This window comes from Lachnoclostridium phytofermentans (genome assembly GCF_000733755.1).
Classification (GTDB): Bacteria; Bacillota; Clostridia; order Lachnospirales; family Lachnospiraceae; genus Lachnoclostridium; species Lachnoclostridium phytofermentans_A.
In genome coordinates this window covers 1,454,921-1,469,587 of the sequence record NZ_JPOF01000003.1, presented here as the reverse complement: position 1 = coordinate 1,469,587, position 14,667 = coordinate 1,454,921, and the positions used below count along the sequence as shown (strand labels likewise).

At 33.6% G+C, this 14,667-nt stretch carries 11 protein-coding genes and 1 tRNA gene; 9 read left to right on the top strand and 3 right to left on the bottom strand.

From position 1 onward, the window contains the following. Nucleotides 1-1,509 precede the first annotated feature (1,509 nt). The 7 genes from CC92_RS0111775 to CC92_RS0111745 all read left to right on the top strand — a co-directional run bounded on the left by CC92_RS0111775 (nt 1,510) and on the right by CC92_RS0111745 (nt 7,122). Nucleotides 1,510-2,364 carry a ParA family protein gene (locus CC92_RS0111775; protein ID WP_034218393.1) on the top strand — a complete coding sequence of 285 codons (855 nt, stop codon included), beginning with the start codon at nt 1,510-1,512 and terminating at the stop codon, nt 2,362-2,364. A 2-nt stretch (nt 2,365-2,366) separates the two neighbouring features. Further along, a complete protein-coding gene (locus tag CC92_RS0111770; protein ID WP_029502691.1) occupies nt 2,367-3,254 on the top strand; it encodes a ParB/RepB/Spo0J family partition protein in 888 nt (295 codons plus the stop codon). A gap of 70 nt (nt 3,255-3,324) precedes the next feature. Then, a complete protein-coding gene (locus CC92_RS0111765; protein WP_031420371.1) occupies nt 3,325-3,837 on the top strand; it encodes a DUF4446 family protein in 513 nt (170 codons plus the stop codon). A gap of 151 nt (nt 3,838-3,988) precedes the next feature. Next, nucleotides 3,989-5,062: an HD-GYP domain-containing protein gene (locus tag CC92_RS0111760; RefSeq protein ID WP_031420370.1), complete on the top strand. Its 1,074-nt coding sequence runs from the start codon at nt 3,989-3,991 to the stop codon at nt 5,060-5,062. 121 nt (nt 5,063-5,183) lie between these two features. After that, nucleotides 5,184-6,062, top strand: a complete 879-nt coding sequence (locus tag CC92_RS0111755; RefSeq protein ID WP_029502694.1) for a DUF3881 family protein — start codon at nt 5,184-5,186, stop codon at nt 6,060-6,062. 32 nt (nt 6,063-6,094) lie between these two features. Beyond that, nucleotides 6,095-6,166 (top strand) — tRNA-Arg (locus CC92_RS0111750). A 257-nt stretch (nt 6,167-6,423) separates the two neighbouring features. Beyond that, nucleotides 6,424-7,122 (top strand): hypothetical protein, encoded by a 699-nt coding sequence (locus CC92_RS0111745; RefSeq protein WP_029502695.1) that lies wholly within the window; start codon nt 6,424-6,426, stop codon nt 7,120-7,122. 109 nt (nt 7,123-7,231) lie between these two features. Here CC92_RS0111745 and CC92_RS0111740 read toward each other — a convergent pair whose 3' ends face one another. Both CC92_RS0111740 and CC92_RS0111735 read right to left on the bottom strand, forming a co-directional pair. Further along, the gene (locus tag CC92_RS0111740; protein ID WP_051650687.1) at nt 7,232-8,773 is read right to left on the bottom strand and encodes a D-alanyl-D-alanine carboxypeptidase family protein; all 1,542 of its coding nucleotides are present in this window, start codon (nt 8,771-8,773) and stop codon (nt 7,232-7,234) included. Between the two features lie 184 nt (nt 8,774-8,957). Continuing rightward, the gene (locus CC92_RS0111735; protein WP_029502697.1) at nt 8,958-9,677 is read right to left on the bottom strand and encodes an L-ribulose-5-phosphate 4-epimerase; all 720 of its coding nucleotides are present in this window, start codon (nt 9,675-9,677) and stop codon (nt 8,958-8,960) included. Nucleotides 9,678-10,021: 344 nt separating this feature from the next. On the opposite strand from CC92_RS0111735, the gene CC92_RS0111730 reads away from it, so the two are divergent. Then, nucleotides 10,022-10,768 carry a phosphotransferase gene (locus CC92_RS0111730; protein ID WP_029502698.1) on the top strand — a complete coding sequence of 249 codons (747 nt, stop codon included), beginning with the start codon at nt 10,022-10,024 and terminating at the stop codon, nt 10,766-10,768. Nucleotides 10,769-11,089: 321 nt separating this feature from the next. Next, nucleotides 11,090-11,845 carry an ATP-binding cassette domain-containing protein gene (locus CC92_RS0111725; RefSeq protein WP_029502699.1) on the top strand — a complete coding sequence of 252 codons (756 nt, stop codon included), beginning with the start codon at nt 11,090-11,092 and terminating at the stop codon, nt 11,843-11,845. A gap of 191 nt (nt 11,846-12,036) precedes the next feature. Here the strand turns inward: CC92_RS0111725 and adhE are convergent, their stop codons facing one another. Then, the gene (gene adhE / locus CC92_RS0111720) at nt 12,037-14,655 is read right to left on the bottom strand and encodes a bifunctional acetaldehyde-CoA/alcohol dehydrogenase (protein ID WP_029502700.1); all 2,619 of its coding nucleotides are present in this window, start codon (nt 14,653-14,655) and stop codon (nt 12,037-12,039) included. Nucleotides 14,656-14,667: the final 12 nt, after the last annotated feature.

Genomic DNA, 14,667 nt, shown 5'->3' with positions numbered 1-14,667 from the left:
TATCTTCCAATATTTTAGATGAGATATATTAGTTTTCACTATTTATATGAAATATTCCGATCATATTATAAGAAAGATGAAGGAACTCGGCAAACGTATCTATATTGTTTAAACTACATATTTTAATAATATTAATGTTTCACGTGAAACTATAGTAAATAAAGAGGATTTTAATAAATAGAAAATTAATAACTAGCTTAAATTGAAATACAAATTAATCTACCAATATTTTAGATTACTTATATTAGTTTTCACTATTCATAGAATATTTTTAGAGGACATTATAAGAAGGACGAAGGAACTCGGCAAACGTATCTATATTGTTTAAACTACATATTTTAATAATATTAATGTTTCACGTGAAACTATAGTAAATAAAGAGGATTTTAATAAATAGAAAATTAATAACTAGCTTAAATGAAATACAAATTTAAACTACATATTTTAATAATATTAATGTTTCACGTGAAACTAATAGTAAATAAAGAGGATTTTAATAAATAGAAAATTAATAACTAGCTTAAAATGAAATATAAATTAGTCTACCAATATTTTAGATTACATATATTAGTTTTCACTATTCATAGAATATTTTTAGAGGACATTATAAGAAGGACGAAGGAACACGGCAAACGTAACAATAATTTAAACCATATATTAAGATAATATTAAAATGTTTCACGTGAAACAATATTAATTAATGAGTATTTATAATTAATATAACTAAGGTTGATTTTGTAAATAGATCTACCAATATTCAGTACATTTTAGATTACATATATTAGTTTTAACTACTCATAGAAAATTTTCAAAGATAATAAGAAATACATCATAGGAATTTTGGAAACTTATCAATACTATTTAAAATATGTTAAAAAAAATTAAAAATGTTTCACGTGAAACATTTTTAGTCTAAACAAACGTGCTAAACATTTACCATTATCAGATTCGACGGTAAGGAATATTAATCCTGCCCTATGAGTGTATACGTACTTAACCCCCCCCTAATTTTTTAGATTTGCAAATTATTTCTTTTTCCATAGTAGGATCTTACAACTATCTTTTAGTCAATGTAGGATAATGATATATTCGACTAAAGATAGATGTTTAAATATCAGCATAGTGGCAATATATTATTGATCAATGAGGATGCCGTGTATGCATGTGACCTTGTGTAATGTTTTATATTAATACCAATCTGGATAGTAATTATCTAATTATTTACTTCTTCTTACAAAAGGATCTTTTCAATTTAAATATTGAGATAAGCAGGTGAGTTTAAGATTGTTCGTTTATATTTAATTTCTTATTGTGATGAAGTATATTAATTTCAACTTAACGTATTTTATAATAAAAAGTAGAAATAGATAGAATTATTATTATAATTACTGTAGAAAAAAGTAACATTTTCATATGTTTTTACGATTTGTTACATATTAGCTATAGCTATATAAATCATATCGTGATATAATTAAAAAAGTTAGCATAAGAAAGATGAAGGTTGATGAAATGGGAAAAACGATAGCAGTTGCAAATCAAAAAGGTGGAGTTGGAAAAACTACTACCGCAATCAATTTAGCAGCATGTTTAGCAGAAAAAGGCATGAAGGTGCTTGCAATTGACATTGATCCTCAAGGTAATACTACAAGTGGTCTTGGTATCGATAAGACTTCTTTGGAAAATACTGTTTATGAATTATTAATTGGGGAATGTAATGTTGAGAAGTGTATATGTGACAGTGTCGTACCAAATCTAGTAGTTATTCCATCAGATGTAAATTTAGCTGGTGCTGAAATTGAATTAATAGGAATTGAAGATAAGGAATATATACTTAAAAAACATATTAATCCAATGAAAGATTTCTTCGACTATATTATTATTGACTGTCCGCCTTCTCTGAATACGTTAACAATCAATGCAATGACTACAGCCGATGCTGTACTTGTTCCAATACAATGCGAATATTATGCTTTGGAAGGGTTATCTCAGTTAATACATACAATTAATCTTGTAAAAAATAGACTGAATGCATCACTTGAAATAGAAGGTGTTGTATTTACCATGTATGATGCTAGAACGAATCTTTCCTTACAAGTTGTAGAAAATGTAAGAAGTAATTTACAGCAAAATATATATAATTCTATTATTCCTCGAAATGTTAGATTGGCAGAAGCTCCAAGTCATGGACTACCAATAAGTATTTATGATCCAAAATCTGCAGGAGCAGATGCGTATCGTGACTTAGCAGCTGAAGTTATGAAGCAAGATAAGATTTATGTAGAAGAAGAGGTTCCAGTTCAAACAAACAAGGATACGCAGAAAAAGAAAAATAAAAGTTTGTTCGGACGTAGAAAAGGAGAATAGTTATGGCACCAAGAAAAGGTTTAGGTAAGGGTCTAGATTCACTTATTGTTGAGAAGATAGAAAAAAGTGAACCTAAAACAAAGGAGAATCAAGAAAAGGTTTCACGTGAAACATTAGTGAACATTAATTTGATAGAACCAAATAAAACACAACCACGTACCCATTTTGATGAGGATGCATTACATGAGTTAGCGGATTCTATTAAGATGCATGGTGTAATTCAACCTTTAATTGTTCATAAAAAAGGAGAACGTTATGAAATTATAGCGGGAGAAAGAAGATGGAGAGCATCAAGGATTGCAGGTCTCAAAGAAATCCCGATCATTATAAAAGAATATACAAAGCAACAGATATTGGAGATTGCGTTAATTGAAAACATTCAAAGAGAAGACTTGAATGCAATAGAAGAAGCAATTGCTTATGAAAAACTAATATCTGAATTTAAACTAAAGCAGGATGAAGTAGCTGAAAGGGTTGGAAAAAGTAGAGTTTCTGTTACCAATAGTATGCGTTTATTAAAGTTGGACAAGCGTGTACAACAGATGGTAATTGATGATATGATATCAGGTGGTCACGCACGAGCTTTGCTGGGAATTGAAGATATTGAGCTGCAATATCGTTTAGCTACAAAAGTGTTTGATGAAAAATTAAGTGTACGTGAAACAGAAAAACTAGTCAAGCATATGCTAAAGGACAAGCCAGAAAAGGAAATAGCAGCAACGAATGATAATAGCTTTATTTATAAAGATATTGAAGAACGTATGAAAGCTATCTTTGGAAGTAAAGTTGAGATTCGTAGAGGAACTAATAATAAAGGGAAAATAGAAATCGAATACTATTCTCAAGATGACTTTGAGCGTATTCTAGATTTAATTAATACATTAGCTTAGAAAAATAAATACCAAGAAATTAGAGAAATTATAAAACAATCGAAAAAAGTAGAGGAAGGTAAGAAGGAGAATGGAACTATTTGATAGACTTGGTATAGATGGTAGTTATGTAGTATTGGGAGCTATAGTTGCGTTATTAATAATATTTATAATACAAATCGTAATATTAGTAAAGCAAAGAAAATTAAAGAAGAAATATAATGCTTTCATGGAAGGAAGCGAAGGCAAAACTCTTGAAAGTACAATTTTAAACCGTTTTCAAGAGGTGGATCAATTAAAAGAAGATACAAAGTCTATGAAAACTAGTATTCATAAAATTACTGAGAACTTATTGAATACTTATCAAAAATGTAGTATTGTTAAGTATGATGCCTTCAAAGAAATGGGAGGTAAATTAAGTTTTTCCCTTTGTTTATTAGATGATAATAATGGGGGATTTATTATTACATCGATGCATAGCAGTAGAGAAGGTTGCTATACTTATGTAAAGGAGATTATTAAAGGAGAATCATTTGTACTTTTATCAGAAGAAGAAAAACAGGTATTAAGCGAAGCAAAAAACAAGAAGAACTATTTTGAGTAAAAAAAGTAGTCTTAGAGCGAATGAAAGAAGTGTCTTCGTTCTAAGACTTTTTATTAATAAATACATTTTATTGAAGTGATTATTAATAAACGAGATTGCTTGCTTATACATCATGTTCATTAAGAAGTGGAGGAGTAGCTCATTGAAACGAATGTCTGTAGATAATTTAATAGGCGGAGAGACCGTTGCAAAGGAGATTGCAACAAATCATGGTCTTGTCATCATTCCAGTTGGATCAAAAATAAAAAAAGAATATATCCAAAAATTAAAAGAGCTACATATTGACTGGATCTATGTTGAGGAAGTAAAAAATCAAAAAATAGATAATTTAGTGAAAGGAACTGTGGAAATTCAGGTTGAGAAAAAAATATTAGAAGAGTGTGTTGGACAAATTAAAGATACAATCGAACGCTATACGTGTTGTGCTAGTAATGAATTAACTGGAGTCGTAGATGTAGCAAATCATATTATTCAAGAAATACTAGAACAACCTAATGTAATGTATAACGTTTCAACGATACGAGAGAAAAATCATTCTACCTATACTCATAGCATTAATGTTTCAACCTTGGCAGTTTTAATTGCTTCAAAACTAAAATTACCACAAAAGAAGATTCAAGAGATTGCAGTTGGCGCTTTGCTCCATGACCTAGGCATCGCTTATTTGCCATTCGATTATGAGAAAGTTAACGAAGAGGAATGTGATGAAAAACAATTAGTTGAGATTAAAAAGCACGTATTAACAGGCTATACCATGGTAAAGGATGAGGATTGGTTAACAAATACAGCGAAGGATATTATTTTAAGTCATCATGAAAGAGATGATGGAAGCGGATATCCAATGCGATTAACAAAGGATAAGATTAGTATAGAAACAAAGATTGTGGCAATTTGTGATGAGCTAGATCGTGCTGTTTACAGCAATCAAAGGCTTAAATATAAAGTTCACCATGTAATTGATAATATAATGAGTAAAGCGGGTATATTATTTGATTTTAAGATAGTCAATGCTTTTGTCGAAGTTGTAGCTGTATATCCAATAGGAACATATGTTCTTCTTAATACTGAAGAAATTGGAATTGTAATACGCCAAAACTATCGCATGCCAACACGTCCAATTGTACAGGTCTTAGGTGTAAAAGAATTAGATTTAAGCAAAAAGGGAAGAATCGTTGATTTATCAAAGGAACTTACAACTTATGTACGAGACACAATCGAGGAGTAGATGACGATATAATAGTTACTATATTCCCTAGTTGCTAAGTTATCATTAATATGATATAACTAAGAAATGAAGTTTTCACATAGAATGAAATACAGCAAAAAGAAAGTTATTAGGTGAATTAATGCATAGTTTTTTAAGAGCAATAGGATTTAGTAAATTAAATAATAGAAGACAGGTGGAAGCCTTAATTCATAAAGTAGTGGAACAAGCTACCAATAAATGCAAATATAGTTTTAAGGATAATACTGCTGTGGCAGAATTATCTTTTGAATTTGCAGAAGGAATAGGGTTAACAGTACGGGGTGAATATGATGAGAATGATCAATTTCATGTAGAACATTATTATCCTTATTTTCATGGTCAAAATGTTAGCACAAGGGAAGAAGTTTATATTAGTAAACGCGTTGATACAGATGCTTATACCGGAATGTGCGATGATTATCGCTTAGGAGTATCTCTTATCTTTTATTTACAGAATGCGATTGATTATCTATCAATAAAAGAAAAAACGGATTCTATGGGACTTCGATCAATAACCTTAGCTGGATTGGCACAAGAAGGAAAGATATTACTGCCTGTAGAAAAGACAGAACGTCAGATAGATAGCAATAAGGCAGATATGAAATATCGCAACCAATTAATTGCAGAAGCAAAAAAAGGAAATCAAGAAGCTATTGATAGCCTTACTATAGATGATATAGATATGTATGCTATGGTCTCAAAACGGATTAAAAAGGAAGATATTTATTCCATTGTAGAAACATCATTTATTCCATATGGATCAGAGTCTGATAATTATACCGTCTTAGGTACTATTATTGAGTGGCGAGAAGTTAGTAATGAAGAAACAAAGGAAATGTTATATCTAATGCAATTAGAATGCAATGGATTAACCTTTGAGGTTTGCATTAATAAAGAAGATTTATTTGGTGAACCACAAGTAGGAAGAAGATTTAGAGGAACGATCTGGATGCAGGGAATGGTTGACTTTATCGCATAATTTGAATATAATAAATATTGTGTTATCCATAAGTCCTCATAGTTAAACGGATATAATAAATCCCTCCTAAGGATTAGTTACAGGTTCGATTCCTGTTGGGGACGTAATAGGCTGTAGGTATTAACCTACAGCTTTTTGTATTTTAGAATATAAAACTATAGCTTTAGAAATTTAGATAAAAATAAAATAAATATCATATAATTACGTGTACAATCCGATAAGTATATTATAAGAATAAAGTTTATGTTTCGATAATTAGATTACTATACAAAAAGCCAGTGTGCTATATTAGTGGTAAAATAGCATCTTCTGATAAGTCATGATATAGACAGAGTGTAAAACAGCATAGGAGGAAAACAGATTGAAGAACAGAAAATCAAAGGTTATTTATATTATCTTCTTTGTTGCAGCAGCCTTTTTTGCAGCATTTATCTTAATAGAATTCCATAAGGATTATCTGGCAGTAGGACTGTCCGCTGTTTTAATGTTAATTGCAGCTTATTTTCTAGTAGATAAGATAGAACATGATATATATCAAAAATATCAGCTTGATCAATGTGATTTCGATGATAAGTTTGAGCAAGCTATGTTTGAGGTGAAACGTAATTATACAAAGATTGAAAGATTAGAAAGAGCAATTTATAAAGCGGCTCAAGAAGAAGACGGGGAAGAAGTCGATAGTGTTTCCATGCTTGATGTATTAACTCGTTTAGAAACCTTAGAGCAAAAGATACAAAAAGATCAAGAAGATAATACAAAGCTCCTTCGTCATGGGATTAAGGCTTTGGTTCAATATAGTAGAGAAAATGCACGTCAAGTAGCATTAAATACAAATGAAAATACGCAGTCTACTCTAAAGGAAATTAATTATGCTGTTTCTATGTTAGAAGAAGCACTACCGAATCTTCTTACAAACAATCATTCCGGATTGGAAGATCAAATTGTAACATTGAATAATAATTATCAAAATGAGATGGAAGATATATTGAAAAACCTGGAAGGAATCAACGCTTTATTGCAAAAAATAGTAGGAAATGATACAAAGACAACAGAAGAATAGTAGACTAGTTTTCTAATAAACGAAAGTAAAAAGAATTGAATAAAAAGTAGATAAGTAAGGTCAGCGCTAAGAAGTAGTGCTGACCTTATGTTAATATGTTTTTGATATTTTATTCTGTAAAATCATCACGATAATTTCTACGCATTGATTCCATTCTGCGTTTATGATTTTCATGATATCTTCTACGACGCTTGCGATGTGGTAACTCAATAAAAAGCAGATAGTAACCTACTAATAAAACAATAGCAGATACCGTTACGCCAAGAAGTATTGGCTTTAGTAGAGAGGAACCTTCCTTCTTTGATTCTTTATCCTTTGTCGAATCTGAGGTTACTGGTATGTTTTCTTTTTCAGATGTTTCTGGATCATTAGTTTCAGAGTCTGTAAAAATGAGCTCAGGAGGAATCAAGTAATCAGGCCATTGGGCATCAAACTCTGCTTTTGTTAGAGGATAGTCTTTGTTATAGTATATAATATCAGTTGATCCTACGTATTTTCCAGCATAGGTATACGAGATTTGTCCTACGACATTATTACCATGGACATATTCTTTTACAGGAGTATATGTTATAGTTTTTTCAGCATCTTTATAGTTTGCTGTGATAGGAAGTACAACATTACTATTTGAACTGAGTCGCAATGGGCTTTGCTCTGGCTTAACAAAGGCAGGAAAATCTTTAAATAAAGATGTAAATCCAGAAGTATTCACACTTTCGGTATCTTCAATACGATAGAGAGCATAATTATCAAACGCAAAATCAAGGATTTTTGCGGTGTCTTCATAAGCGTGTAAACCAGTATCAACATGCAGAACAACAGCAATTAAGGTCAAACCATTACGTTCTGCATAAGTAACCAGTGTCGTCTTAGCTTCTGTAGTTCCACCGGTTTTCCCGCCGATTGCACCTTCATAATTCAAAGTCTTTCGAATAAAACGGTGATGGTTAGCTAAAGGGCGTGCTACATTTTTATTGGTTGCAGGTATAGTATAAGTCCTTGTACCTGTGATAGTACGAAATTCCGGAAGCGCAATCGCTGCACGGCTGATGAGAGCCATATCATAGGCACAAGTATAGTGGTTATCATCATGAAGTCCATGAGGATTAACAAAATTGGTATTTACACAGCCAAGCTCTTTGGCACGAGCATTCATCATTGCAGTAAAATCTGTGATTGGACCGTTAGCAACGTGCTCACCAACACCATACGATACTTCGTTGGCGGACTCAAGCATTACACCATATAAGGCATCCTTTAAAGTAAGGGATTCACCTTCCACGAGGCCAATTCGGCTACTATTAAAATCAACATCCCACTCTGCTGCATGGGACATTGTCATGGTTTCATTTAGATTATTATTTTCAATTGCTAACAAGGTTGTCATGATTTTGGTGATACTTGCAGGGTAGTGCTTATCATAAATATCTTTTTCATACAAAATTAAGCCTGTGCTAGCCTCCATAACGATGGCAGCGTCGGCATATACTTCTGGACCTGTTGGCCAGGTAAAATCAGATACATCAACAGTAGATGAAACATTTTCTTTGTTTGTATTGGAATCCGCATAGGCTAAGGTTGGGGAAGCCGTAAATAATACGGTGAATGTAATTGCAAGGAGCCTACGGAAGTTTTTTCTTAATTTTTCCTTCATAAAATCCTCCGAATCTATGTGAAAAAGCGATTGCAAAGCGATTATTTGGCAATTGCTTTGATAAACGACAAGACCCCGTTCAAGCTAAACTTGACGGGGTGCCCGTATATTGTTATTATAATGTATTTTTGTACATGTCGCAAGATGAAATCCTATAAATCATTGAAACAGCAACAAAGAACTATTATGAACGTTTTTGACCGTAATATGAGTTTGGACCATGTTTCCTAAGGTAGTGTTTGTCTAATAAATCCTGTTGCATGGAAGGACAAGTATTGGTAATGTGATTACTTTGATAGAGTAGTAAAGTATGCCAAGCCATTTGCGCCACTTCTTCTAAAACAATTGCATTTTCTACCGCTTTCATAGCGCTATTTCCCCAGGTAAATGGACCATGACTATGAACGAGAACGGATGGAACCTGATAGGGATCAATGTTAAGATTTTCGAAAGTATCAATGATAACACTTCCTGTTTCCTTCTCATAGGAACCTTTGATTTCACTTTTTGTCATTTTACGAGTGCAAGGAATGGTACCATAAAAGTAATCTGCATGGGTCGTACCAAGTGCAGGAATAGAAGCGCCAGCTTGTGCAAAAATGGTTGCAAAGCGTGAATGTGTATGAACAATACCTCCAAGGTCAGGATATGCTTGATATAGTTCAATATGAGTTGCGGTATCTGAAGAAGGATTTAGGGCACCTTCTATTACATGTCCTTCTAAGTCTACCACAACCATGTCCTCTGGTCTCATATTAGTATACTCAACTCCGGATGGTTTAATTACAATATATCCTGTTTCTTTATCCCTGGCAGAAACATTACCCCAGGTTAAGGTAATCAATCCGTGTTTTGGTAACATCATATTAGCTTGATAAACTTCGTCTTTCAACTTTTCTAACATTTTTCTTCCCCCTGTTATGTATAATAGAATAAGTGTCTGTATTTATTATAGTACAAGCAAATATCGAAGTAAAGAAAGTTGATGCTTGTATGGAAGAGAGGTATGTTATTACAGTCAAGTAGGATAAATACAGGATTAGTTCGTAAATCTAAAACATCTATGTGTTAACTGGATAATACGAAAAAATAGTATGAAGTAAGTTAGAGATAACACTATACAAATTTAGCAATATATGCTATAATTATAGTATCAATTCAGAGTATTTTATATAAATATCACAAAACTATATAGGATATGAAGATATAGTACGACTTATCAAAGACTAGACGAGAGGAGCAAATATTATGAAGCTTACAAACTTAATTTCAAAAGGACAGAAAGCTAGTGTTTATCGTGATGGTGAAAATGCAATTAAGGTTTTCAATAAGGGAACAAACAAAACGGACGTACTTAATGAGGCATTAAACACAACCAGAGTAGAAGAAACTGGTCTAGCGATCCCAAGTATTAGCGAAGTTGGAATTGAAGATGGACAATGGGCAATTACTATGAATTACATTGAAGGAAAAACATTAGGTCAATTAATGAAAGAAAATCCAGATAAAAAAGAAGAGTACATAAATCAAATGGTTGACCTTCAACTTGAAATCCACTCTAAGAGAGCTCCACTATTAAACAAATTAAAAGATAAATTAATCCGCCAGATTAATAGCCTTGAGATGTTAGACAATATTAAAAAGTACGATCTACTAACCAGATTAGATGGTATGCCAAAGCATGTTAAAGTATGTCACGGTGATTTTAATCCAAACAATATTATCGTATCAAACGGTAAAATGTATGTGATCGACTGGGTACATGCTACCCAAGGAAATGCAAGTGCAGATGCAGCCAGAACCTATCTATTGTTTGCCTTAGAAGATCAGAAACTTGCAGATTATTATCTTGATGTATTTTGTAAAAAGAGCAAGACTGAGAAGCAATATGTGCAGACTTGGTTACCAATTGTGGCAGCAGCTCAGTTAAGTAAGGATAAGCCAGAAGAAAAAGAACTATTAATGAAGTGGTTGGATGTTGTAGAATATGAATAAATAATAAATAGTGTAGACCATTTTGAGATAAGCTTTTAAGCTAAAGTTTATTTCAAAATGGTCTATTTCTTTTTACCATCCATAGGACAGTTACCTTTATACAAGTATTACATACCAATATGCTGATAAGATTGCTTGTGCTCAATATAATATATTGAATCTATAAAACGAAGAAGCAAAACAAGAAGCAAAACAAAGAAGCATTAAAAAGCTGGTTAAAGTAATTACCTACGGTAATACTTTAATTATACAGGTAATTCAATTTAAAGATGTGGGATAAGAGTCTTTCAAGGTTAAGTAAGGTACGTCCATGGAGGTAAAATGAAAACTATCGCATTGCAAGTCGTTGGATTAACGAAACAATATAAAAAATATAAGATTGTAAATAGGGTCTCTCTCACTGGGTATTCTGGCGAAATCCTTGGCATATTGGGTCAAAAAGGAGATGGAAAGACTACGATTATCAAGATAGTAACCGGGTTACTTAAAAAAGAAGAAGGAACCATAATTATAGGCGGCTATGACATTGATTATAATTATGAAGACGCTATAAAGGAAATCGCTGTATTAGTGAGGTTACCTCGCTTATTGAAACATTTGTCGGGAATAGATACCTTATCTCGGTTTGCAAAAGCAAGTCAAAAAGGAAAAGAACAGTTAGAAAGAGTGAAAGTCTTAGTTTCTTCTCAGCTTGATTTAAATAATAAAGTTAAGAGTTATTCTGCTGAAATGAAACTTATCCTTTCAATAGGATTATCACTTCTTAGTAAGCCCATGATTCTTGTACTAGACGAACCAGTGAGGGATTTTAATCCGATTGCTACAAAAAAAATTAGAGATTTTTTAAAAAAAGTATCTCATGAACAAGGAATTTGTATATTGGTATCAAGTACTATGCTTTGGGAAATGGAAAAACTTTGTGATCGTGTAATGATACTATCAAAAGGAAATAATCTAGGAACAGTTGGTATCAAAGAATTACTAGATAAAGATAAGAATTTAGAGGACTTTTATTTAGAACAAAGCTGTTATTATGAGGGGAAAAGGAGTATAGCAGAGAGAGGATGTACAATCTAGTAACCGATCCACTTGTCATGAATATAAAAGAAGGAAGAGAACTGGAGATACTCTTCCTTCTTTTTCTATAGGAACCCTTAAGGGGAAGTAAACAGGATACTATAGAATGATATTATTCACGGGATCTATTTTTATAATATGGAACTTGTAGTCTTAGTATAAGGTTTGACGGTTCCAGTTACATACATGTATTATTTACCGTAGTACACCTTAAGATAGATTTCCTTGATTTCCTTCATTAATGGGTATCTTGGATTAGCACCAGTACACTGATCATCGAATGCCTGCTCAACCATAGCATCCAAAGTATCTAAGAATGCCTTCTCGTCTACGCCATATTCTTTGATGGATTTCTTGATACCAACTCTTTCTTTTAACTCATCAATTGCTTTAAGAAGGTTTTCAAATTTCTCGTTATCATTCTTTCCAGCTATTCCTAAGAAGTTAGCACATTCTACATAACGATCTAAGGCATGTGGGTATTGATACTGAGAGAATGTACCCATCTTTGTAGGTATACTTACGGAGTTAAAGCGCATTACTTCATTGATTAAGAGTGCGTTAGCAACACCGTGTGGCAAGTGATGGAAAGCACCTAATTTATGAGCCATGGAGTGGCAAATTCCTAAGAATGCATTTGCAAATGCCATACCAGCTAAAGTAGAAGCGTCAGCCATCTTTTCTCTTGCGATTGGATCCGCTGCGCCATTTTCATAGGCACGTGGGAGGTATGCAAAGATATTCTTCATAGCCTTTAATGCTAAACCGTCGGTATAGTCAGTAGCCATAATAGATGCATATGCCTCTAATGCATGAGTAAGTGCATCAATACCAGAAGCAGAAGTTAATCCCTTAGGCTGATTCATCATCATGTCAGCATCAATGATAGCCATCTTAGGAAGTAATTCATAATCTGCAAGTGGATATTTTACTCCAGTTCTTTCATCCGTAATAACGGCAAATGGTGTAACCTCAGAACCAGTACCAGAGGAAGTTGGAACTGCGATAAAGTAAGCTTTTTCACCCATCTTAGGGAAACTATAAACACGCTTTCTAATATCCATGAAACGCATTGCAAGGTCAAGGAAGTTTACTTCTGGATGTTCGTACATAACCCACATAATCTTTCCGGCATCCATTGCAGAACCACCACCGATTGCGATAATGCAGTCTGGCTCGAAGAGTCTCATCGCTTCTGCACCTTCGGTAGCACTAGCTAAAGATGGATCTGGAGCAACGTTATAGAAGGTAGTATGCTGAATTCCCATAGCATCTAATTGATCCGTAACACATTTTGTATAGCCATTCTTGTAAAGGAAAGCATCGGTTACAATAAATACTTTCTTCTTATTCATTACGTCTTTTAATTCTGCGAGGGCAACTGGTAAACAACCCTTCTTAAAGTATACTTTTTCAGGTGCTCTAAACCAAAGCATGTTTTCTCTCCTCTCAGCAACGGTCTTAATGTTAATTAAGTGCTTCACTCCAACGTTTTCTGATACAGAGTTACCGCCCCAGGAGCCACAGCCAAGTGTTAGAGAAGGAGCTAATTTAAAGTTGTAAAGGTCACCAATACCACCGTGGGAGGAAGGTGTATTTACAAGAATACGGCAAGTTTTCATTGCATCAGAGAAGGTTGCAATTTTCTCTTTTCCTGTACCTACATTAATATAGATAGAGGAGGTATGACCGTAACCACCATCTGCAACAAGACGAGCAGCTTTGCTTACTGCATCTTCAAAGGATTTTGATTTATACATTGCAAGCACTGGAGAAAGTTTCTCGTGTGCAAATTGTTCTTCTAACTCCACGGATTCTACTTCACCAATTAATATCTTAGCGGTTTCAGGAACTTCAAATCCTGCAAGCTTTGCAATTGTATAAGCGCTTTGTCCAACAATCTTTGCATTAAGAGCACCGTTGATTAAGATTGTTTCACGAAGTTTTTGAGTTTCTTCTGGGGAGCAGATATGGCATCCACGATCTTTGAATTCTTTTTTAGCAGCATCATAAATCTTATCGCTGATAATTACGGATTGCTCGGAAGCACAAATCATACCGTTATCAAATGTCTTGGAATGAATAATGGAGTTCACTGCAAGGCGTACATCACAACTTTCATCCATAATGACAGGGGTGTTACCTGCGCCAACACCAAGAGCTGGCTTACCAGAAGAGTAAGCAGCTTTAACCATACCAGGACCGCCAGTTGCAAGAATGATGTCTGCATTCTTCATAACTTCGTTGGTTAGTTCGAGTGATGGAACGTCAATCCAGCCAATAATTCCTGCAGGAGCACCAGCTGCAACGGCTGCATCTAACACAACTTTGGCAGCAGCGATGGTAGAGTTCTTTGCACGAGGATGTGGGCTGATGATGATTGCATTACGTGTCTTTAAACAGAGTAAAGTTTTAAAGATAGCAGTGGAGGTAGGATTGGTAGTTGGGATTACAGCTGCAACCACGCCGATTGGTTCTGCAATTTTTTTGATACCAAAGCTAGGATCTTCCTCAATTACCCCACAAGTTTTTGTTTCTTTGTATGCATTATAAATGTATTCTGCAGCATAATGGTTCTTAATTACTTTATCTTCTACAATACCCATGCCTGTTTCTTCTACGGCCATCTTTGCTAACGGAATACGTTGCTGATTGGCAGCCATAGCAGCAGCGAAGAAGATTTTATCCACTTGCTCTTGAGTGTAGGTAGCAAATACCTCTTGTGCTTCCTTTAACTCTTTTAATTTTGCTGTTAATGCTTCGAGGGAGTCAACTAACCCAGTTGTCTGTAATTCCACTTTTTTTGCCATAACCTTATCCTC

Bases quoted from the DNA above. Each gene is read 5' to 3' on its own strand.
- CC92_RS0111755 (WP_029502694.1), top strand. From the start codon at position 5,184: ATGCATAGTTTTTTAAGAGCAATAGGATTTAGTAAATTAAATAATAGA.
- CC92_RS0111775 (WP_034218393.1), top strand. From the start codon at position 1,510: ATGGGAAAAACGATAGCAGTTGCAAATCAAAAAGGTGGAGTTGGAAAA.
- CC92_RS0111725 (WP_029502699.1), top strand. From the start codon at position 11,090: ATGAAAACTATCGCATTGCAAGTCGTTGGATTAACGAAACAATATAAA.
- adhE (WP_029502700.1), bottom strand. From the start codon at position 14,655: ATGGCAAAAAAAGTGGAATTACAGACAACTGGGTTAGTTGACTCCCTC.
- CC92_RS0111770 (WP_029502691.1), top strand. From the start codon at position 2,367: ATGGCACCAAGAAAAGGTTTAGGTAAGGGTCTAGATTCACTTATTGTT.
- CC92_RS0111765 (WP_031420371.1), top strand. From the start codon at position 3,325: ATGGAACTATTTGATAGACTTGGTATAGATGGTAGTTATGTAGTATTG.
- CC92_RS0111740 (WP_051650687.1), bottom strand. From the start codon at position 8,773: ATGAAGGAAAAATTAAGAAAAAACTTCCGTAGGCTCCTTGCAATTACA.
- CC92_RS0111760 (WP_031420370.1), top strand. From the start codon at position 3,989: ATGTCTGTAGATAATTTAATAGGCGGAGAGACCGTTGCAAAGGAGATT.
- CC92_RS0111730 (WP_029502698.1), top strand. From the start codon at position 10,022: ATGAAGCTTACAAACTTAATTTCAAAAGGACAGAAAGCTAGTGTTTAT.
- CC92_RS0111735 (WP_029502697.1), bottom strand. From the start codon at position 9,677: ATGTTAGAAAAGTTGAAAGACGAAGTTTATCAAGCTAATATGATGTTA.